This window comes from Pseudomonas sp. NPDC086566 (genome assembly GCF_050280885.1).
Taxonomy (GTDB): Bacteria; Pseudomonadota; Gammaproteobacteria; order Pseudomonadales; family Pseudomonadaceae; genus Aquipseudomonas; species Aquipseudomonas vlassakiae.
Window position 1 is genome coordinate 415,128 of sequence record NZ_JBNNWD010000001.1, and the last position, 18,974, is coordinate 434,101.

The 18,974-nt window shown below is 65.3% G+C and carries 19 protein-coding genes and 1 riboswitch; of the genes, 10 read left to right on the plus strand and 9 right to left on the minus strand.

The window, feature by feature from the left end; all coding sequences use genetic code 11:
* Positions 1-14: 14 nt before the first annotated feature.
* A complete protein-coding gene (locus tag ACQKPS_RS01885; protein WP_427602360.1) occupies positions 15-920 on the minus strand; it encodes an AraC family transcriptional regulator in 906 nt (301 codons plus the stop codon).
* A 103-nt stretch (positions 921-1,023) separates the two neighbouring features.
* On the opposite strand from ACQKPS_RS01885, the gene ACQKPS_RS01890 reads away from it, so the two are divergent.
* Genes ACQKPS_RS01890 through ACQKPS_RS01910 form a run of 5 tightly spaced genes read left to right on the plus strand, consistent with a single transcriptional unit; the run spans position 1,024 to position 5,462 of the window.
* Entirely contained in the window at positions 1,024-1,584 is a 561-nt protein-coding gene (locus tag ACQKPS_RS01890) for a carboxymuconolactone decarboxylase family protein (protein ID WP_283723027.1), read from the plus strand.
* Between the two features lie 48 nt (positions 1,585-1,632).
* Positions 1,633-2,697, plus strand: a complete 1,065-nt coding sequence (locus ACQKPS_RS01895; protein WP_427602362.1) for an acyl-CoA dehydrogenase — start codon at positions 1,633-1,635, stop codon at positions 2,695-2,697.
* On the plus strand, positions 2,694-3,515 hold the full coding sequence (locus tag ACQKPS_RS01900) for an ABC transporter ATP-binding protein (protein WP_283723025.1): 822 nt from the start codon (positions 2,694-2,696) through the stop codon (positions 3,513-3,515). Before ACQKPS_RS01895 ends, ACQKPS_RS01900 begins: the two co-directional genes overlap by 4 nt.
* Positions 3,502-4,707 (plus strand): ABC transporter substrate-binding protein, encoded by a 1,206-nt coding sequence (locus tag ACQKPS_RS01905; RefSeq protein ID WP_313202852.1) that lies wholly within the window; start codon positions 3,502-3,504, stop codon positions 4,705-4,707. The genes ACQKPS_RS01900 and ACQKPS_RS01905 overlap by 14 nt, the downstream gene beginning before the upstream one ends.
* Positions 4,707-5,462 (plus strand): ABC transporter permease, encoded by a 756-nt coding sequence (locus ACQKPS_RS01910; RefSeq protein ID WP_283723023.1) that lies wholly within the window; start codon positions 4,707-4,709, stop codon positions 5,460-5,462. The genes ACQKPS_RS01905 and ACQKPS_RS01910 overlap by 1 nt, the downstream gene beginning before the upstream one ends.
* 91 nt (positions 5,463-5,553) lie before the next feature.
* Here ACQKPS_RS01910 and ACQKPS_RS01915 read toward each other — a convergent pair whose 3' ends face one another.
* Positions 5,554-6,240 (minus strand): GNAT family N-acetyltransferase, encoded by a 687-nt coding sequence (locus ACQKPS_RS01915; RefSeq protein WP_427602365.1) that lies wholly within the window; start codon positions 6,238-6,240, stop codon positions 5,554-5,556.
* A gap of 73 nt (positions 6,241-6,313) precedes the next feature.
* The gene (argC, locus tag ACQKPS_RS01920; RefSeq protein ID WP_427602367.1) at positions 6,314-7,249 is read right to left on the minus strand and encodes an N-acetyl-gamma-glutamyl-phosphate reductase; all 936 of its coding nucleotides are present in this window, start codon (positions 7,247-7,249) and stop codon (positions 6,314-6,316) included.
* Between the two features lie 114 nt (positions 7,250-7,363).
* On the opposite strand from argC, the gene ACQKPS_RS01925 reads away from it, so the two are divergent.
* Positions 7,364-8,245: a LysR family transcriptional regulator gene (locus ACQKPS_RS01925; RefSeq protein WP_283723020.1), complete on the plus strand. Its 882-nt coding sequence runs from the start codon at positions 7,364-7,366 to the stop codon at positions 8,243-8,245.
* 21 nt (positions 8,246-8,266) lie between these two features.
* Here ACQKPS_RS01925 and ACQKPS_RS01930 read toward each other — a convergent pair whose 3' ends face one another.
* Together ACQKPS_RS01930 and ACQKPS_RS01935 are read right to left on the minus strand one after the other, a co-directional pair.
* Positions 8,267-8,473 (minus strand): tautomerase family protein, encoded by a 207-nt coding sequence (locus ACQKPS_RS01930; protein WP_176508882.1) that lies wholly within the window; start codon positions 8,471-8,473, stop codon positions 8,267-8,269.
* A gap of 18 nt (positions 8,474-8,491) precedes the next feature.
* On the minus strand, positions 8,492-9,226 hold the full coding sequence (locus ACQKPS_RS01935; RefSeq protein WP_283723018.1) for an SDR family oxidoreductase: 735 nt from the start codon (positions 9,224-9,226) through the stop codon (positions 8,492-8,494).
* 122 nt (positions 9,227-9,348) lie between these two features.
* Here ACQKPS_RS01935 and ACQKPS_RS01940 point away from each other — a divergent pair, with 122 nt between their 5' ends.
* On the plus strand, positions 9,349-10,269 hold the full coding sequence (locus ACQKPS_RS01940) for a LysR family transcriptional regulator (protein WP_283723017.1): 921 nt from the start codon (positions 9,349-9,351) through the stop codon (positions 10,267-10,269).
* Between the two features lie 92 nt (positions 10,270-10,361).
* Positions 10,362-10,625 carry a hypothetical protein gene (locus ACQKPS_RS01945; protein WP_054883865.1) on the plus strand — a complete coding sequence of 88 codons (264 nt, stop codon included), beginning with the start codon at positions 10,362-10,364 and terminating at the stop codon, positions 10,623-10,625.
* Between the two features lie 60 nt (positions 10,626-10,685).
* Here ACQKPS_RS01945 and ACQKPS_RS01950 read toward each other — a convergent pair whose 3' ends face one another.
* Complete coding sequence (locus ACQKPS_RS01950; protein WP_427602370.1) at positions 10,686-11,336, minus strand: TIGR04211 family SH3 domain-containing protein; 651 nt, start codon at positions 11,334-11,336, stop codon at positions 10,686-10,688.
* A 196-nt stretch (positions 11,337-11,532) separates the two neighbouring features.
* Positions 11,533-12,870 (minus strand): hypothetical protein, encoded by a 1,338-nt coding sequence (locus ACQKPS_RS01955; protein WP_283723016.1) that lies wholly within the window; start codon positions 12,868-12,870, stop codon positions 11,533-11,535.
* A gap of 191 nt (positions 12,871-13,061) precedes the next feature.
* Here ACQKPS_RS01955 and ACQKPS_RS01960 point away from each other — a divergent pair, with 191 nt between their 5' ends.
* Positions 13,062-13,547 carry a VOC family protein gene (locus tag ACQKPS_RS01960; protein ID WP_254480330.1) on the plus strand — a complete coding sequence of 162 codons (486 nt, stop codon included), beginning with the start codon at positions 13,062-13,064 and terminating at the stop codon, positions 13,545-13,547.
* Between the two features lie 14 nt (positions 13,548-13,561).
* On the opposite strand, the gene ACQKPS_RS01965 is transcribed toward ACQKPS_RS01960, so the two are convergent.
* Positions 13,562-14,599, minus strand: a complete 1,038-nt coding sequence (locus tag ACQKPS_RS01965) for an AbrB family transcriptional regulator (RefSeq protein WP_427602373.1) — start codon at positions 14,597-14,599, stop codon at positions 13,562-13,564.
* A gap of 160 nt (positions 14,600-14,759) precedes the next feature.
* On the opposite strand from ACQKPS_RS01965, the gene ACQKPS_RS01970 reads away from it, so the two are divergent.
* The gene (locus ACQKPS_RS01970) at positions 14,760-15,662 is read left to right on the plus strand and encodes a LysR family transcriptional regulator (protein ID WP_283723013.1); all 903 of its coding nucleotides are present in this window, start codon (positions 14,760-14,762) and stop codon (positions 15,660-15,662) included.
* A 29-nt stretch (positions 15,663-15,691) separates the two neighbouring features.
* Here ACQKPS_RS01970 and mrdA read toward each other — a convergent pair whose 3' ends face one another.
* Positions 15,692-17,584 (minus strand): penicillin-binding protein 2, encoded by a 1,893-nt coding sequence (gene mrdA, locus ACQKPS_RS01975; RefSeq protein ID WP_254480327.1) that lies wholly within the window; start codon positions 17,582-17,584, stop codon positions 15,692-15,694.
* 1,089 nt (positions 17,585-18,673) lie between these two features.
* A riboswitch (cobalamin riboswitch) is annotated at positions 18,674-18,878 on the plus strand.
* The last annotated feature ends 96 nt before the right edge of the window (positions 18,879-18,974 follow it).

Consider the following 18,974-nt stretch of genomic DNA (forward strand, 5'->3'; position numbering starts at 1 on the left):
CCCCTTTCAGCCCGTCAGCGCTGCTCGTGCTGGCGTCGATACGCCCCCGGTTGCACACCAACGGTCTTGGCAAATGCCCGGGTAAACGCCGCCACCGACTGATATCCCACCTGTGCCCCCACCTGTTCCACGGTGTTACCCGCCTGCAGCAACCGGCAGGCATGGCGCATGCGCAGCGCCAGCAATACCTGCCCCGGCGACTGCCCGGCCAGTTCGTTGAAACGCTTGAAGAACGCCGAGCGCGACAACCCGGTGCAGGCGGCCATGCTCTCCAGTGTCCAGGCCTGGCCAGGCTGTTCGATCAACTGCTCCAGCAACCCGGCGAACGCCGGCTGACGGGCGAGGGCGACCAGCCCACCCAGCGATTGCCCAGCGTGTACCTGCTGGCGCAGCACATACAGGAACAGCAGCTGGGTCAGGCGCTCCAGCATGGTTTGCGAGGGCGAGCGCCGGCATTCCTCCAGAATCAGCCCGAACAACGCCCGCGCCGCATGCCCGGCCGGTTCATCGGCACGCAGCACGATCCAGTCGGCCAGCCCATCGACGATCAGCGACGACAAGCCGGGGCGGAAGTCGAAGAAGCCGCATACCAGGCCCACCCCATCGCTTGCCGTGGCATCCAGTGTCTGCATTTGCTGGCGTGGCTGCTCGCAGGCGGCAATCGGGTCCTGGTCGCTGGACAGCCGATAGCTCAGGTCGCGCAACAGAAACACCGCATCGCCGGCCACCAGGCGCACAGCCTCGGTCTGGCCATCGAGGTGCAACCAGCAATGCCCCTGCACCACCAGGTGAAAACTGGCGCGGCCCATGCCTTGGGTGCTGGCATGCCAGCCACCGCAATAGCGCCCGACATGAAACAGGCTGGCATCGAGTTCGAGGCCCTCTAATAACCAATCGACAAGATGGCTGGATGAAATCATCTAATGCAAAGACTCAGGAGCAAGGAAAGGCGACTGATGAATATGGAGGGTAATTCTTATAACCAACAGACTGTAGCGACCTTCATCGACAGGAGACCACTCCATGACCTCCCGCATTACTCTACACACTCTGCAGAGCGCTCCGGAAGCGGCCCGCCCATTCCTCGAGAACGCCCAGAAGAACTCCGGCTTCATTCCCAACCTGCTCGGCGTGCTGGCCAATGCCCCGGCAGCGCTGGAAACCTATGTCACCGTCTCGGCCCTGAACGGCAAGTCCGGGTTGTCCCTGGCCGAGCGTGAAGTGGTGCAGCTGATTGCCGCCACCCAGCACGGCTGCGACTTCTGCGTCGCCGGCCATACTGCCGTGGCCCTGAACAAGGCCAAGCTGCCCGCCGAGGTGGTCGACGCCCTGCGCGCCCGTGGCGAACTGCCGGATGCCCGCTACGAGACCCTGGCCGAATTCGCCCGTGAAGTCATTGCTACCCGTGGCAACGTCAGCGACGCCACCTACCAGGCCTTCCGCGCAGCCGGTTTCACCGAGGGCAACGCCCTGGAAGTGATTCTGGGCGTGAGTCTCGCAACCCTGTGCAACTTTGCTAATGTGTTCGCCCGGACGCCGCTCAACGACGAGCTGAGCCAGTACCGCTGGCAGCCAACTGCGTAATCGACGCCTGGCGCGGGTGGCGCCTGTGATTTCAAAAGGAGTAGGGACATGCTTGATGCTGCATTTCGTCAATGGCTGGATGCCAATGCCGAGGCAATCGACCAGGGCCAATGCGACCCCCAGCACGTGCTGGCGCATATTGCCGAATCGCAACTGCTGCGCGTTGGCGTCGCCCCGGCACTGGGCGGCAGCGGCGGCGCAGTGACCGATGCGGTCGAAGCCATCGCCGCCATCGCCAGCCGCTCACTGGCCGCAGCCTTCGTCTGCTGGGGCCAGCGCGCGTTTATCGAATACCTGCTGCAAAGCCCCAACCAGGGCTTGCGTGAGCGCTTGTTGGCCAACCTGCTGACCGGCGAGCTGGCCGGTGCCACCGGGTTGTCCAACGCCATGAAGTTCCTTTCCGGGATCGAGGCCTTGCAGGTGCGTGGCCGCTCCGAAGCGGCGGGCTGGACGCTGGAAGGCCGCCTGCACTGGGTGACCAACCTGCGCAAGAGCGGCTTCGTCGTGGCGGCGGCCATCGAGGACGACGCCGGTGGTTCGCCCTTCGTGATGGCCATTCCCTCCGACAGCCAGGGCCTGGAGCGCTCTGACGACCTGGAACTGATGGGCCTGCAATCGAGCAACACGGCCGCGTTGGCGTTTCATCAGGTGCAGTTGAGCCGCGACTGGCTGTTGCACGAGAACGCCCGCGAATTCCTGCCCAAGGTGCGCCCGGCGTTCCTCGCCCTGCAGTGCGGCATGGCCATCGGCCTGGCGCGGCGCTCGCTGGAGGAAGTTCACGAGCACCTGCACGGGCGCCTGTCGTTCCTCGAAGAACACCGCCAGGTGCTCAAGGAACGCCTGGAAAACACCGTAGCCGAGCTCAAGCAAGGCCTGCTCGAAGGGCGCTACCAAGGCCAGCCGGCTGCGCTGTTCAAGCTGCGCATCACCCTCGCCGAAAGTGCTGCCGACGCCGTGCAGCTGGAGCTGCAGGCCAGCGGCGGCAAGGCGTACCTGGATGAGTTCGGTGCCGGTTTCGCCCGCCGCTGGCGCGAGTCGGCGTTCGTGCCGATCGTTACCCCAAGCCTGGTGCAACTGCGCGCCGAGCTGCATCGCCAGGCCGCCAGCGCATGAGCCAAACGCTACTCCAAGCCTGCGCGATCAGCCTGGGCTACCCGCGCGAGGGCGGGTGGCAGGAGGTGCTGGCGCGCTTTGACCTGCAACTGGCGCCAGGCGAGGTGGTGACCATCCTCGGCCCCAGTGGCGTCGGCAAGTCCAGCCTGCTGCGGGTGCTGGCCGGTTTGCAGCAGCCACGCAGCGGCCGCGTTACCCTGCACGGCGAGCCGCTGCAGGGGCCGCACCCGCGCCTGGCAGTAGCCTTTCAGGACCCGAGCCTGCTGCCTTGGCTGAGCCTGGAAAAGAACGTCGCCTTCGGCCTGGATTTCGCCCGCCAGCCCAAGCTGCCGGCAGCCGAGCGCCGCGCGCGCATCGACCAGGCCATCAGCGCGGTGGGCCTGGCCCATGCGCGCAGCCAGTATCCGGCGCAGTTGTCGGGCGGCATGGCCCAGCGCACCGCACTGGCCCGTTGCCTGGCGCGCCAGCCCGAAGTCCTGCTGCTCGACGAGCCGTTCGGCGCGCTTGACGAAGTGACCCGTGCCGACATGCAGCAATTGCTGCTGCAACTGATCGCCGCTCACAACACGGCGGCGGTGCTGATTACCCACGACATCGACGAAGCCCTGTTGTTGTCCGACCGGGTGCTGCTACTGGGCGACCACCCGGCGCACATCCTTGGCCAATGGCACATCGACCTGCCGCAACCGCGCACGCAGCGGGTCGAGGAGCTGGGCGCGTTGCGAATCGAGATCCTCAAGACCCTTCGGCGGGCGAGCCGCACGGCTGAACCTTCCCCTACCTCGTTGCCTTCGGAGCCTGCCCATGTGCATGGATGATTGCTGTTCCTCCACCTCGCGTCGTGATTTCCTCAAGCTCAGCGCCATGCTCACCGCGGCCGGCGCCGTACCGCTGCTCTCCAGCTTGCAGGCTCGCGCCGCCGCCGAGCCCGACGCGCCGGTGCGCATCGGCTACCTGCCGATCACCGACGCCACGCCGCTGCTGGTGGCGCATAACAATGGCCTGTTCGAGGCCGAAGGCATCAAGGCCGAGCGCCCGGTATTGCTGCGCAGCTGGGCGCAGGTGATCGAGGCGTTCATCTCCGGCCAGGTCAACGTCATCCACCTGCTGTCGCCGATGACCGTGTGGGCACGTTATGGCAGCAAGGTACCGGCCAAGGTGGTGGCCTGGAACCATGTCGGCGGCTCGGGCCTGACCGTGGCGCCGGATATCAGCGACATCAAGCAACTGGGCGGCAAGACGGTGGCCATCCCGTTCTGGTACTCGATCCACAATGTGGTGCTGCAGCAGATGCTCAATGACAACGGCCTGACCCCGGTGTCGAAACCTGCCAATGCCGCGCTGGCGGCCAATGAGGTCAACCTGCTGGTGCTGCCGCCGTCGGACATGCCGCCGGCCCTGGCCAGCAAGCGCATCGCCGGCTACATCGTCGCCGAACCGTTCAATGCCTTGGCCGAGAACCTCAAGGTCGGCCGCGTGCAGCGCTTTACCGGCGACGTCTGGCGCAACCACGCCTGCTGCGTGGTGTTCATGCATGAGCACGACCTGAACAACCGCCCGGAGTGGTCGCAGAAGGTGGTCAACGCCATCGTCAAGGCCCAGCAATGGACCCGCGACCACCGCGCCGAAGCGGCGGCGCTGCTGTCCAAGGCGGGCCCCAACAAGTACACCCCGCATGAACCGGCGGTGCTGACCAAGGTGCTGGCGCCGGCCGCCGAAGACCGCGCGGGCTACGTTGCCAGTGGTGCGATCCGGCATCAGCAGTGGGACGAGAAACGCATCGACTTCCAGCCCTACCCATACCCCAGCTACACCGAAGAACTGGTCAAGCGCCTGAAGCACACCCTGATCGAGGGCGAAAGCGGCTTCCTCGCCGGATTGGACCCGGTGCACACGGCTCGCGACCTGGTCGACGACCGCTTCGTGCGCAACGCCATTGCCGCAGTCGGTGGCCCGTCGGTGTTCGGCATTGCCGAGAACTTCCAGCGTAGCGAGGAGTTCGCGGTCTGATGCGCAAGCACGTCGTGTCTGCCGGCCTGGGGCTGGCCGGCCTGCTGGGGTTGCTGCTGCTGTGGTGGGCGGGCGTTCAGCTGTTCGGCGAGGCTGACGGACTGTCGGCACGCTTCTCGCCCCAGGCGACCCTGGCCAGCCTGGTCGAGTTGCTTGGCCAAGGCGAGGTCTACGGGCATGTCTGGGTCAGCCTCAAGCGCATTCTGGTCGGCTTGTTGCTGGCGCTGCTGATCGGCGTGCCGCTGGGGCTGCTGGTGGGGAGCTACCGGCACCTGGAAGCAGCGACCACGCCGGCGTTCCAGTTCCTGCGGATGATCTCGCCCTTGTCGTGGATGCCGGTGGTGGTGATGCTGATGGGCGTGGGCGACCAGCCGATCTACTTCCTGCTGGCCTTTGCCGCACTCTGGCCGATCCTGCTCAACACCGCCGCAGGCGTGCGCCAGCTCGACCCGCGCTGGCTACAGTTGAGCCGCAGCCTCAGCGCCACGCGCTGGGAAACCTTGTGCAAGGTGATCGTGCCGGGGGTCATCGGCCATGTGCTGACCGGGGTGCGCCTGGCCATCGGCATCCTGTGGATCGTGCTGGTGCCGTGCGAGATGCTCGGGGTGAGTGCGGGGCTTGGGTATTTCATCCTCGATACCCGCGACCGCCTGGCTTACTCGGAGCTGATGGCGATGGTGCTGCTGATTGGCGTGCTGGGGTTCATGCTCGATGCGCTGGCCCGTGGGCTGCATCGGCGTTGGGTGCATGCCTGAGCGGCCCGTTGTGCTTCTTCGCGGGTAAACCCGCTCCACAGGTATCACGCAGGCCTGTGGGAGCGGGTTTACCCGCGAAGGGGCCCTCAGATCAGTGCACTGACTTGCGCTCCCGCACACAGGCCTTCGCCTGGGCGGTCAACTCATCCAGCCACGCATCCCGCTGCTGCTCCGCATCGACCATCGCATCTTCACCCTGCTGATTGAGCAGATACGTGTGAATCTGCAACACCTCGGCGGTCTGATAGATCGGCGCAATGTCCAGCCGCCCGATCAGCGCACCACTGGCCTGGCCGGTGCTGCTCATCAGCACCTGCGGCCCGCTGGCGCTGACCACCTGCATGCCCATGTTCTCGAACCACGGCACCTGGCCGGCAAACGCATTCAGCTCGACGCTGGCATAGCGCGCCTGCGCGTCACCCAGCAGGGCACGGGCAATACCTTGGCGGCGGTGGCTGGGCACCACGGCCAGAAACGCCACAGCGCAGGCCCGCGGATCGTCCTGGGCCGGTAAGGTCAGGGCGAAACCGAGCAGCTGGTCCGGGCCATCGGCATCCAGGGCCAAGGTCAGTTCCACAGCCAGGCCACGGGTGCCGTCCATCGCCTGCAGGTACTGGTGCACCTCCATGCCGACACCGTACTGGTACAGCGGATAAAGCGGGTTTTCGGCGCGAATGGCGACACTGCTCAGATCGCCGACGTTGTGGATCACCAGCTCGCGGATCTGGCTCTGGAAGGATTCGGGCGGCACGCTGTCGAGGCGGCTCAGAATGAACATCGGTGGACGGGCTCCGGCTGCGGTTGGCTCACCCCGCGCCGGGTTGGCGCGGGGTGCACAGTCTAAACCCTTTTTAGCCGCGCATCGCGGCGAGCATCAGGTCGAGGTTCTGCACGGCCGCGCCCGAGGCCCCTTTGCCGAGGTTGTCGAACACCGCCGTCAGCAGCACCTGGCCGTGCTCGGGGTTGGCGTACAGCGCCAGGCGCAAGTCGTTGCTGTCATTCAACGCCTCAGGGTCGAGCGGGGTGGCCGGGCCTTGCTGGTGCAGGGGCATCACCTGCACATGGCGGGCGCCCTGGTAGTGCTGTTCCAGGCAGGCTTGCAACTGTTCGGCGCGCGGCTGGCCTGGCAGCAAGCGCAGCTGCAGGGGAATGCTCAGGACGATGCCCTGGCGATAGGCCGCGTAACCGGGCAGGAACATGGGCCGTGCCGACAGGCCCGCGTGCAGCTGGATTTCCGGCACATGCTTGTGCGCCAGTTCCAGGCCATACACCTGCAAGGTCGGGGCGGGTTCAGCGCCCGGCGTCTCGTGCCGCTCGACGGCGGCACGACCACCGCCGGAATAGCCCGAGAAGGCATGGATGCTCAGCGGGTAGTCGGCCGGCAGCAGGCCGGCCTTGACCAGCGGGCGCAGCAGGGCGATGGCGCCGGTCGGGTAGCAGCCGGGGTTGCTGACCCGCTTGGCCTTGGCGATACGCTCGGCCTGCTGCTCGTCCAGCTCCGGCAGGCCGTAGACCCAACCTGGCGTAGTGCGGTGCGCGGAGCTGGCGTCGATCACCCGTACGGCTGGGTTTTCGATGGCCGCCACGGCCGTGCGGGCAGCCTCGTCCGGCAGGCACAGCAAGGCGATGTCGGCGCTGTTGATGGCGTCGGCGCGGCGCTGTGGGTCCTTGCGCTCGGCTTGCGGCAGGGTCAGCAGGTGCAGGTCGGTGCGGCCTTGCAGGCGGGCATGGATCTGCAGGCCGGTGGTGCCTTGGTCACCGTCGATGAAGACAACAGGGGTGTGCATGGTCGGAGTCCGGTCAGGGGAGGGGATGGCCTATGCTCGCCTGTGGCGCTGCCAAAGAAAATTTGAATATGATGACGCTGACGTTCAGTTTAGATGAATCAAGGATCGCCGCTCATGCGCGAAATCAGCCTCGACCGCCTGCGCACCCTCGTGGTGATTGCCGACCTGGGTTCGTTTGCCGAAGCCGCCCGCCAGCTCAACCTCGCGCCGCCCACCATCAGCCTGCACGTGGCCGAGCTGGAGGCGCGGGTCGGTGCTCCGCTGCTGACGCGTAACCGCAACCAGGTGCGCCCGACGGCCATCGGCGAGACGCTGCTGGGCAGGGCCCGGCGTTTGCTGGCCGATGCCGACCTGGCGTTGGACGAAGTGCGCCGCCAGGTCGAGGGCCTGACCGGGCGGGTGCGCCTGGGGGCATCCACGGGTGCCATTGCCCACCTGTTGCCCAAGGCCCTTGAGCATTTGAAAGAGGCGCACCCCGGTATCGACGTGCAGGTTCAGGTGCTGACCTCCCAGGCTTCCCTGGCGCGCTTGCGAGAAGGCAGCCTGGACATCGGCCTGGTGGCGCTGCCGCAGGTAGCTGGCAAGGGCGTCAGGCTCACGCCCTGGCGGCGCGACCCGATCCTGGCGTATGTGCCGGCCGACTGGCAGCCGCCCGCCAGGGTCACCCCGGCCTGGCTGGCGCAGCGTGCATTGATCCTCAATGACCACAGTACCCAGTTGTCGCGGGTGACCGGTGAGTGGTTCGCGGCGGCGGGCTTGTATCCCGAGCCGCGAATCGAGCTGAATTACAACGACGCGATCAAGAGCCTGGTCGGGGCAGGCTATGGTGCGACCTTGTTGCCGCAGGAGGGCGAGGCCGCCGAGCTGGACCGGCGGATTGCGCGCCGGCCGCTGCGGCCCGGGTTGTGGCGGCAGCTGGGGATTGCCTGCCGGGAAGGGGAACCGGAGCGGGCTACGGGGTATGTGCTGGAAGCGCTGGAACGGTTGCGGCAGTAGGGGCCGCAAAGCGGCCCGAGGTCAGCCCCGCTCGCGCAGGCGCACCGCCGTCACGGTCTCGCCGCCCACCCCCCAGTTATCCGTCGGCACCTCCTCGATCACCACAAAGGTACTGGCCGGTGGCTTGCCCAGCACCTGTTCCAGCAACCGCGTGGTGCCCTCGATGAGCTGGCGTTTGTGTTGCTGGGTAACCCCTTCATCGGTCACCCGGATATGCACGTAAGGCATGGCTGTTCGCTCCTCGGTTCAGTGCCAGGTACCGGCGGTGCTGCCACCGTCCACGGGCAGGATGACGCCGCTGACGAAGCGCGCGTCGGTCAGGTACAGCACGGCGTCTACCACATCCTGCGGCTTGCCCGTGCGACCGCTCGGTGAAAGCCCGCCAAGAGCCTCGACCGTGCCGCCGTGCAGCGGTGTATCGATGATCCCGGGTGCGACCGCATTGACCTGCACGCCGCTGGCTGCCAGCTCCAGCGCCAGGCCTTTGACCGCCTGGTTCAGCCCGCCCTTGACCAGCACAGGTAACAGCGCCGGTACGCGGGTATCCGGCTGCAGTGCGATGGAGGCGGTGATGGCGATGATCTGCCCATGGCCTTGCGCAGCCATGACCCTGGCCGCTGCCTGCGACGGGTAGAAGAAGCCCTTGAGGTTGGTGCCGACCAGCGCGTCGACGTCTGTCTCGCTGTACTCGGTGAAAGGTTTGGGAATGAAGATTCCGGCGTTGTTGATCAGGATGTCGACGCTGCCGAAGGTCGCCTGGGCCGTGGCGAACAGGCGCTGGGCAGTCTCGGCTGCGGCGATGTCGCCAGCCACGCCGACGAAGCGCTGCGGGTGACCGAGGCGGGCCGAGGCCTGGTCCAGGCGTGCCTGGCTGCGGGCGTTGCCGACTACATTGTCGCCGCGTTCGAGGAACGCCTCGGCGAGGGCGAAGCCCAGGCCGCTGGAGGCCCCGGTGATGATGACGGTTCTTGGCGTGCTCATGTTTGCGTACTCCAGAAGTGAGCCGGTGGCTCGTGTGGAAGCCAATGTAGGGCGCAACGCCAACTTGAAAAATGAGCTGTATGGCATTTCAATCGATACATCATGTAATCAATCGAGCTGCCATGACCCGCCACTTCGACGATCTGCAACTGGGCAGCCTGGAGCTGTTCTGCCTGGCAGCCGACACCGGCAGCTTCACCGCTGCGGCCGCCGAGGCCGGTGTCACTCCGGCCGCGGTAAGCCGCAGCGTGGCACGCCTGGAGGAGCGCCTGGGGGTACGCCTGCTGGTGCGGACTACGCGGCAAATGCGCTTGTCCGACGCCGGCCAAGCCTATTATCAGCAATGCCGTCAGGCGCTCGGGCAACTGGTCGAGGCGGAGCGCCAGGCCGCCGGTGGCCAGGCCGTGCCAAGCGGTCGCCTGCGCATCAGTGCACCCACTCCCTATGCGCACTATCGTTTGTTGCCGTTGCTGCCGGCGTTCCGTCAGCGCTATCCGCAGGTGCAGGTGGATGTACATGTCAGCAATCGCAACGTCGACTTCACCGAGGAGCCCTTCGACCTCGCCATCCGTGGCCGTGAGCCCGCCGATTCGCGGCTGGTGGCGCGGCGCCTGGAGAATGCCGAGTTGGTGGTGGTGGCGACGCCGGCCTACCTGGCGCGCATGGGCACGCCGCAGGTGCCGCAGGACCTGGCCGGGCATGAGTGCATCCAGTTCGAGCTGGCCAGCACCGGACGCCGTCTGCCCTGGAGTTTCCGCATCGATGGCCGCGAGGTTGAAATCGAGACCCAAGGGGGTTTCACCTGCCAGGGCGATTTCCTGGCGACCGCGACACTGGTGCGCCATGGCGCCGGCCTGATGCAGGCCTACCGCTTCACCGTGCAGGACGCACTGGCCAGCGGTGAGCTGGTCGAGGTACTGGCTGCATACGGTGGCACCTCTCGCCCCTTCATGTTGATCTACCCGCAGGCCCGGCACATGCCCTTGCGGGTGCGAGCGTTCATCGACTTCCTGTTTGCCGAGGAGCGACGACCGCCGAGCTGAACCGACACAGCCAGCCATCGCCGACTATGCTATCCCCTGCGTCGAGCCAAATGCCTCTCGATGATCATTCTGATTTCCCAGGAGAACGCTCCATGAAATCCATCCTATTGCTGGTAATTGCTTCAGTGCTGAGTGTTGCTGCACACGCTGACCCCAAAACCAACTGCGATGCGAAGATCAAGGAACTGGAAGACGACCACAAAGCCAGTGGCCAGGGCATGCACGGCGGCATGGCCCATGATTTCAAAGTGAAATGGGAAGAAGCCAAAAAGGCCCGGGATGCCGGCGATATGGCCAAGTGTCAGTCTGCTGCCGACCAGGCCAAAAGTATCTATAACAAGGCGCGCAGCCGCTAGCGCCACCTTGCTGCGGGCCTCTGCGCTGTTGAATCGGCGAAGAGGCCCGCCTGGCCATCATCAGAACCAGCGGTCGTTCTTCTTACGCCCGCGGGTCAGCGCCGGCAGGATCAGCCCCGCCAGCAGGCCCGCACCGGCGATGCTGCCGCCATAGACCATGTAACGCATCATCACCTGCTTGTTCTCGTCGCCCAGGCGGGCCTGGGTATCGCGCAGGCTCGACTGGCTCTGGTCGAGCTGTTCGCTGAGCGCCTGGTTGCGTGCTTGCAGTTCATCGATGAGCTTCTTGCGCGAGTCGAGGGTCTCCTGCATGCCCTGTACGCGGTTCTTCCAGCTGTCATCGATGGTCTTGAGCTGCCCGGACAGCTCCGCCACCTGAGCGTCGAGTTGCGGCAGGCGCTCGCTCTGGCCAGGCACCGACTGCAGGTCATTGGTGAGGATCCATACCAGGTCGCCATTCTGCCCACGGACCTGGCTGTAGTTGCCCTGGCTACCGACCAGGGTGAGTTTCTGCCCGGACTTGAGCGTGCCCACGATGCGGTGGCCATCGGTCGGGCCACTGCGCACATAGGTGCTCAAGCTGTCGCTGACCCAGCGCGCATCGCTGGCCGGCTCTTCGGCATGCGCAGGGACGGCAAGGGCCATCAGGGCGGCGAGCAGGCTGCCACGCAGGGCAGGGAGGGCAAGGGAGGCTGGGCGGGATTCAGGCATGTTGGGTCTTCGCTGCAACAGGAAAAATAGGCCCGGTAACTGTGGATCAGCGACGAGGCCGGCGAACCGGTCGGTGAATTGACCGTCAGGGACAGACCGCAATTTTGTAAGCAGGTTCACTGCTGAACGTAGGAATTCCCAACAGAATGTTGCAGGTGCCGGGCGATAGGCAGGCGCCCCGGGCGGGGCGCTGTTTTCATGTCGATATGAGGGTCCTGGCGAGGCAGTCCTTGCAATTGACGATGGTTTCCCGAGGCCCCGCCTTCACATGGACCAGGTTCGATCCGCACATGGCGCAGAACAGCCTGCAGCCTTCATCGTCCGCGTGCCCCGGCAGCGCGGCGATGTAGTCGCTGACCTTGCGTCCCAGGCCATGGTCGGGCTGTTGCAACAGCACGTCGAACAGTGCCCGGCTGAAACCTGAACGCGGGGCGTGGGTGTCGTAGCTCGACAGCGTGAACTGCCAGCCCTCGCGGACGGCGCGTTCGCTCAGCGACAGCAGGCTCCCGGGAATGGTGTTGGCGGCATGCAGTTTGTTGACCTGGGCGCGGGCAACGAATGACAGCGCCCCCCGGACCGCAGTGTTGACCAGCGACCAGATGTGCCGTACGGGATGCATGTCGAGTAGCTGGGCTGCGACTTCGGCGGCTTTGTGCCTGGCCTCGAAGGGCAGGCCGTGTTCCGCGCTGCGGGTGGCGATGTAGGCGCACACTTCTTCGTTGCAGAGCAGCTTGATGGCTGCGGCGAGTTCGTCATGCCATTGCGGCTGCGGGCCAGCGGACAGCGTCGCGTGCAGCACGCGATGCAAGGTGCCGAGGCCGGCCCGCTGTTGGTCATCCAGGCTGACATTGGCGATCCAGCGCACCTTGTTCTGCCAGGCCTTTGGTGTGGGGTCGTCGCTGAAGGCCTCCAGCGGCGAATCCGGGTCGACCAGCAGGATCTGGTCCTCGTGCAGCGCCAGCAGGATGGTTGAATCCATGCCCCTGGATGGGCTGACACGGGCATCGCCAATGGTTTTTTCCGCAGCCAGGATGCAATCCGTTTGCGTATCCATGCGGATTTCGAGCACGGCCAGCAACTGCAACTGGCGGGTGATCGACAGCGTGTGCAGTGGCACTGGCAGGTGCTTTGCCAGCGACCAGTGCTCCTTGATGCGCTTGCGCTGCTCGATGGCCTTTGCCTGCCGGGCCTGTTCGCGCGCCGCCAGGCAGGGCTGGCAGGCGCAAGCGCGTTGCCAGCGGTTGCGCCCCGGGAAGTAATGGCGGTGGGCGCAGTTCGGGCAGTAGGCCAGGTTATCGTTCCAGCTGTTGGCTGAGCGGCTTCTGCGCCGTTCGTACAGGCTGACTTCGCAGTAAGGGCACATGAGTTCGGCGCAAGGCACCGGGGGGAAGGCCTTGATCAGGCTACTGGGGGCGAGGTCGATGGCGTAGCGTTCGAGCAGCCGGGCAATTTTCTCACCGCCGATGTATTCGCTGTACAGCGCTTCGATCTGTTCGGCGCTGAGGTGCTGCAACTTTGATTTGAAATCCGACAAACCTGTATCTCCCTGCGAAAAGTCGCTTGTGAGGTTCGTCCGCAATGATGCAGTGCCCCGCCATGTGTGGGTTGTAGGAAATTTCCCCGTGGTTTGTAAGTAGCTTCTGAGCGTTCTCTTGCCGGTGACCCTCGTCAGCTTGGACTGAGGGGCTAGACTCAAGGCTTCCTGTTCCCCCATGGGGCCTTGCCATGACTGCCAAGAACACGATCTGCCTGTGGTTCGACAAGGATGCCGAAGAAGCGGCCAACTTCTATGCCCGGACCTTTCCCGACAGCCAGGTGGTGGCGGTGCACCCCGCCCCCGGCGACTACCCGTCGGGCAAGGCCGGTGAGGTGATTACCGTCGAATTTACCGTGATGGGCATCCCGTGCGTCGGGCTCAATGGCGGTACCACGTTCAAGCACAGCGAGGCGTTTTCGTTCCAGGTCTGCACCGCAGACCAGGCCGAGACCGACCGGCTCTGGCATGCCATCGTCAGCAACGGCGGCAGCGAGAGCGTCTGTGGCTGGTGCAAGGACAAGTGGGGCATCTCCTGGCAGATCACCCCGCGCCTGCTCATCGAAGCCATCGCCCACCCCGACAAGGCGGCGGCCAAGCGGGCGTTCGAGGCGATGATGAGCATGGGCAAGATCGACGTGGCGAAGATCGAGGCGGCATTGAAGGGCCCGGCTTGAGGACTGTGGCGCCTCTAGCCACCGCACCCCTGCGTCAGGCGAATGATCTGCCGCGCACAGAACGCCCCGGTCAGGATCACCCCGAACAGCCGCAAGGTCTGCATCGCCAGCACCAGGCCGACATCTGCATGGGTTTCCACTGCGATGATCGCCATGGCGTCAAGCCCCCCCGGGCTGGTCGCCAGGTACATCGACAAGAAGTCGGTGCCCATCGCCAGGGCCAGCCCGTAGGCGCACGCGGCGCATAGCGCGATCAGCACCACCGCCCCGGCGATCATGGTTGGCAGGCGCTTCCACACATAGCGCACGGTCTGGCGGTCGAAGCGCAGGCCGATGTAACAGCCGATGGCGCCGTAGGCAACGGCCAGCAAGGGCTCGGGCAAGCGGATGGTCAGCAGCCCGCTCAGTTGCAGGGCACCGCCCAGCAGCAGCGGTGTCAGCAAGGCACCGGCAGGCAGGCGGTTACCGAGGGTGATGCCCAGCACCACCACACCCAGGCTGAGCAGGCTGTCGAGCAGGTGCGGGCCTGCCAGCGCCGCCGGTGCATTGGCCACCGCGCCTGCAGCCGGTGTGGCGCCGAGCAGGTGGCTGACCAGCGAGCCGATCATCACCACGCACACCACCCGCACGTATTGCATGGTCGCCACGACGCGGCCGTCGGCGCCATTGTCCTCGGCCATCGACACCATCGCCGAAGCAGCCCCCGGCGCCGTACCCCAGGCGGCCGTGCTGCCTGGGATGCCGCCGAAGCGCACGGTGCCAAGGCCCACCAGGGCGCTGAGCGCCACCGTGATGAAGGTGGCGACCAGCATCAAGTGCCAGGACTGGGCCATTGCCACCAGCACCGCCCACGTCACCGAGTGGGCGACCAACAGGCCCACGCAACCCTGACCAAAACGGAACACCTGGCGATGCAGGTGCAGTTGTGCACCCGAGACGCCGAAGACGATGGCCACCAGCATGGGGCCGAGGAACAACCCGGCCGGCACGGCCAGGGCATGGAGCAGCTGGCCGAAAGCGCCGGCACAGATCAGCAGGGCGAGCCATTGCAAGAGGGGCCTGAAAGCGGGGGGTAGGGAGGTCTGCAACGTGGATACTCCTTGCGCAGCGATAACGCGGGGCTGGCAGCGCCAGCGGAGAAAATTATCGACGGCGCAATCGATCAAGTCTATTTTCTACTTTCGATGAATCCATAACTGAAATTCATGAATCATGGACCTGCGTGACCTCACCTATTTCGAAACCATTGCCGAACTGGGCCACCTGGGCCGGGCCGCGGAAAAGCTCAACCGCAGCCAGCCGGCGCTGAGCAAGAGCATCCAGCGCCTGGAAGAATCGCTGGGCACCCGCTTGTTCCAGCGCGATGGCCGCCGCATCAAGCTCACCGATGTCGGCAAGCTGCTGCTGGCGCGGGGCAAGCAACTGCAGATGAACATCGCTGAAACCGAGCGCGAGGTGCGCGACTTCGCCAGTGGGCTGGTCGGCAACATCCGCCTGGGCTGCGCCGCGAGCATGGCCGATCACCTGCTGCCGCACCTGACCGCAGCGCTGCTGGAGCGGGCGCCGGAAGTGACCTTGAAGCTGTCGATTGCCCAGGACGATGTGCTCAAGGAGTCCCTGCGCGCCGGGCGGCTGGATGTGATCATTTCACCGCAGATCGCCATGGATCCCGGGTTTACCACCTACCCGATTCTGGAAGACGAAGCGATCGTGGTGGCCAGCGCCGAGCACCCGATCTTCGCTGGCCCGATCACTTTGCAGCGCCTCTGCCGGTACCGCTGGGTGCTGGCGGGGCCGACGGTGACTGCCCGTCGCTGGATCGACAACGTGTTCATTGCCCATCAGTTGCCGGCGCCGCAGGTGCAGATCGAGACTAACGCCATCTCGCTGCTGCCGCGGCTGATTGCGCGTACCCAGTTGCTCAGCTTCGCTGCCAGGGAAACCCTGGAGCATGGCTTGGGCATGTCCTGGCTGCGCGAAGTGCCGCTCCAGCAGACCACGATGCGCCGCACCGTAGCGGTGTCGGTGCGCACGGACGGCTACTTGTCGCCGGCGGCAGGGGCGTTGGTGACGCTGCTCAAGGAGAAGGGCAGCAGCTTCTTCGAGCGTGGCTAGCGCAATGCTTGGTCGATGGCGCCGGCCTTTCAGCTGTGTGGCACGGGTTTGGCCGTCGGCGTGCCGGCAAATTGAGGCTTCAGGTGGCCCTGTTCATCGAGCAGATACGCGTCCATCACTTCGCGCACCACCGGCCCGGCAACGCGGCCGCCGGCCTCGCCGTTCTCGATCATCACGGCTACCACCACGCTCGGGTGGTCGGCCGGGGCGAAACCGACGAACAGGGCGTTGTCGCGGTGGCGTTCGAGGGTCTTGTTGCGGTTGTAGCGCTCACCTTGCTTGATCGCCACCACCTGTGCCGTGCCGCTCTTGCCGGCGATACGGTACTGGGCACCGGCCGCAGCGGCGCGGGCGATGCCGCGCGGGTCGTGCATAACCATCTGCATGCCGACGTTGACCTGGTCCCAGGCGTGCTTGTCGTGTAGCACGATGTCGGGCATCGGGTTGGGGTCGACCGGGGTCTCGCCACCGACGGTCATGGCCAGATGCGGGCGGTGCCACACGCCCTTGCTGGCCAGCAGGCTGGTAGCCTGGGCCAGTTGCAGCGGGGTGACCTGCATGTAGCCCTGGCCGATGCCGAGGATCAGCGTCTCGCCGGGGAACCAGGCCTGGCGGCGGGTGGCACGCTTCCAGGCTTGCGAAGGCATCAGCCCTGGGGCTTCTTCGAACATGTCCAGCGAGACCTTCTGGCCCAGGCCGAATTCGGCCATGTAGTCGTGCAGGCGGTCGATGCCGAGCTTGTGCGCCAGGTCGTAGAAGTAGGTGTCGTTGGAGCGCATGATGGCGGTGTACATATCTACCCAGCCATCGCCGCTGTGGTTCCAGTTGCGGTACTTGTGGTCGTAGTTGGGCAGCTCGTAGTAGCCGGGGTCGAACACGCGGCTGCCGGGGGTGATCACGCCGCTGTCGAGGCCGGCGATGGCCACTTCCGGCTTGACCGTCGAGCCTGGCGCATAGAGGCCGCGCAGCACGCGGTTGAACAGCGGCCGGTCGATCGAGTCGCGCAGCGCGGCGTACTGCTTGAAGCTTATGCCCTTGACGAACAGGTTGGGGTCGAAGCTCGGGTTGCTGACCATCGCCAGCACGTCGCCGTTGGCCGGGTCGAGCACCACCACTGCGCCACGGCGGTCACCCAGGGCCTTTTCGGCGGCCACCTGCAGGTGCGCGTCGAGGCTGAGGATGATGTCCTTGCCGGGGATCGGGTCCTTGTGGTTGAGCACGCGCATGACCCGGCCCTGGGCGTTGGTTTCCACTTCTTCGTAGCCCACATGGCCGTGCAGTTGGGCTTCGTAGAAGTGCTCGATGCCGGTCTTGCCGATGGACTGGGTGCCGCGGTACTCGGTGCTGTCGAGGGTCTTGGCTTCTTTTTCATTGATGCGCCCGACGTAGCCGACCGAATGGGCGAAGTGTTCGGCCAACGGGTATTCGCGGATGAACTGCGGTTCCACGTCCAGGCCGGGCAGGCGGAACTGGTTGACTGCGATCAGGGCGATCTGTTCTTCGGTCAGGCCGACCATCAGGGTGACCGGCTCGAACGGTTTGCGGCCGCGGCGCAGGTCTTTGTCGAACTGTTTGCGGTCGTCCTCGCCCAGGCCGAGGATTTGCGCCAGGGTGTCGAGCACCTTGGCCGAGTCACCGGCGCGCTCGCGGGTCATGGTCAGGTCGAAGCTGGGTTTGTTGTCGGCCAGCACCACACCGTTGCGGTCGTAGATCAGCCCGCGCTCGGGGGCAATGGGCAGGATGTGCACGCGGTTGTTTTCCGAAACCGCGCTCTGCTGGTCGTGCTGCAGGACTTGCAGCACGTAGAGCCTGCCCACCAGGACGGCGCACAGGCTGAACACCAGGGCGGCGCAGGCCAGGAGCCGGCGGTTGACCAGGTGTTTTTCCTTTTCGTGGTCCTTGAGGGGGATCGGTTGCGGCATGGGGGCTCTGTACAGTAGCGAATTCGGCAGGCGGGGCTTCGCCCGCGAATGGGCCGCCCAGCGGCCCCGGGGCCGGCGATGCTACGCAACCCGGCCCCGCGCCTCAAGGCAAGCGCGATCCGCGTACCGCTGCGGATCGCGCATCCACCCCACCATCAGGGCGTTGAGGGCCAAGATGAAGATTTGTTCATGCGCTTTTAGAATCACTCCTGAAACCCCTGAGCTTCGTTTCTTGCTCTTGCTCTTGCTCTTGCTCTTGCTCTGCTTTTGCTTTGGCTTCTAAGCGCGCGATAGTTCAGGCGACGCAGAGTGCGACTTCAGGAGGCCGAACGCAGGCGTCTGGAGGGCCAGGGTGCGCAGCACCCCTTCGGCGCAGCCGAAGGCGCGAGATGTAGACTTGCGCAGCAAGTCGTAGGCCGCGCGGGCCCGGAAGGCGCCGGAGTGAGGGGACCCCGGAGCGAAGCGTAGGGGCCGGATGATGGGAGCGGGGGTTTTTGCCTACTTTTGGCAGTCAAAAAGTAGGTCGCCGTAAAGGCGAAAAGCTGATTCAGCGCCACCATGGCGAATGAATGTTGACTTGATTTGAAAGCTCACTTCCAAAAGCCAAAAGCCAAAAGCCAAAAGCCAAAAGCCAAAAGCTGGACAGCGATGGTTTTGATTGAGTCGAGTGCATTCATTGGCGGTGGCGACGCACAGTCACCTTTCCGCCCTTACGGCGGGTCACTTTTTGTCAAACGCGACAAAAAGTAACCAAAAAACGCTGGCTCCCATCATCCGGCCCCTGCGCTTCGCTCCGGGGTCCCCTCACTCCGGCGCCCTCCGGGCCCGCGCGGCCTACGACTTGCTGCGCAAGTCTACATCTCGCGCCTTCGGCTGCGCCGAAGGGGTGCTGCGCACCCTGGCCCTCCAGACGCCTGCGTTCGGCCTCCTGAAGTCGCATTCGGCGTTTGCTGAACTACCGCGCGCTTAGAAGCAAAAGCACAAGCAAGAGCAAGAGCAAGAGCAAGAGCAGGAGCAAAAGCAGAACAAGAGCTGAACCATGGGCTTCGTTGCACGGATGGCAATAGTTGACCACCCGCCACCCCCCGCGTAGCCTTGCGACTTCGAGGTTCTTCGGCGCTGCCGAAGCTAAGACGGGAACGCGGTACAAGCCGCGGCTGCCCCCGCAACTGTAGGCACCGACAATGGGTCGACACAGCCACTGCGCCACCGCGCGGGAAGGCGTCACTCCGCCAGCTGCTTGATGAGCTGGAACGGTGCAAGCCAGGAGACCTGCCTCGAGACGATTTCGACTTTCAACCGGGCGGGGTGATCCGGTGGCGAACGAGCCCGGCCGGCCTGGCCTGCGGCTTTCGTCCCGTGTGCCCGCGCCAACCTGCCAAGGGCAACG

Coding starts and splice junctions, on each gene's coding strand:
- ACQKPS_RS01895 (WP_427602362.1), top strand. CDS start 1,633: ATGCTTGATGCTGCATTTCGTCAATGGCTGGATGCCAATGCCGAGGCA.
- ACQKPS_RS01900 (WP_283723025.1), top strand. CDS start 2,694: ATGAGCCAAACGCTACTCCAAGCCTGCGCGATCAGCCTGGGCTACCCG.
- ACQKPS_RS01935 (WP_283723018.1), bottom strand. CDS start 9,226: ATGAGCACGCCAAGAACCGTCATCATCACCGGGGCCTCCAGCGGCCTG.
- ACQKPS_RS01960 (WP_254480330.1), top strand. CDS start 13,062: ATGACTGCCAAGAACACGATCTGCCTGTGGTTCGACAAGGATGCCGAA.
- ACQKPS_RS01910 (WP_283723023.1), top strand. CDS start 4,707: ATGCGCAAGCACGTCGTGTCTGCCGGCCTGGGGCTGGCCGGCCTGCTG.
- ACQKPS_RS01885 (WP_427602360.1), bottom strand. CDS start 920: ATGATTTCATCCAGCCATCTTGTCGATTGGTTATTAGAGGGCCTCGAA.
- ACQKPS_RS01940 (WP_283723017.1), top strand. CDS start 9,349: ATGACCCGCCACTTCGACGATCTGCAACTGGGCAGCCTGGAGCTGTTC.
- ACQKPS_RS01890 (WP_283723027.1), top strand. CDS start 1,024: ATGACCTCCCGCATTACTCTACACACTCTGCAGAGCGCTCCGGAAGCG.
- ACQKPS_RS01905 (WP_313202852.1), top strand. CDS start 3,502: ATGTGCATGGATGATTGCTGTTCCTCCACCTCGCGTCGTGATTTCCTC.
- ACQKPS_RS01925 (WP_283723020.1), top strand. CDS start 7,364: ATGCGCGAAATCAGCCTCGACCGCCTGCGCACCCTCGTGGTGATTGCC.
- mrdA (WP_254480327.1), bottom strand. CDS start 17,584: ATGCCGCAACCGATCCCCCTCAAGGACCACGAAAAGGAAAAACACCTG.
- ACQKPS_RS01915 (WP_427602365.1), bottom strand. CDS start 6,240: ATGTTCATTCTGAGCCGCCTCGACAGCGTGCCGCCCGAATCCTTCCAG.
- ACQKPS_RS01945 (WP_054883865.1), top strand. CDS start 10,362: ATGAAATCCATCCTATTGCTGGTAATTGCTTCAGTGCTGAGTGTTGCT.
- argC (WP_427602367.1), bottom strand. CDS start 7,249: ATGCACACCCCTGTTGTCTTCATCGACGGTGACCAAGGCACCACCGGC.
- ACQKPS_RS01970 (WP_283723013.1), top strand. CDS start 14,760: ATGGACCTGCGTGACCTCACCTATTTCGAAACCATTGCCGAACTGGGC.
- ACQKPS_RS01950 (WP_427602370.1), bottom strand. CDS start 11,336: ATGCCTGAATCCCGCCCAGCCTCCCTTGCCCTCCCTGCCCTGCGTGGC.
- ACQKPS_RS01930 (WP_176508882.1), bottom strand. CDS start 8,473: ATGCCTTACGTGCATATCCGGGTGACCGATGAAGGGGTTACCCAGCAA.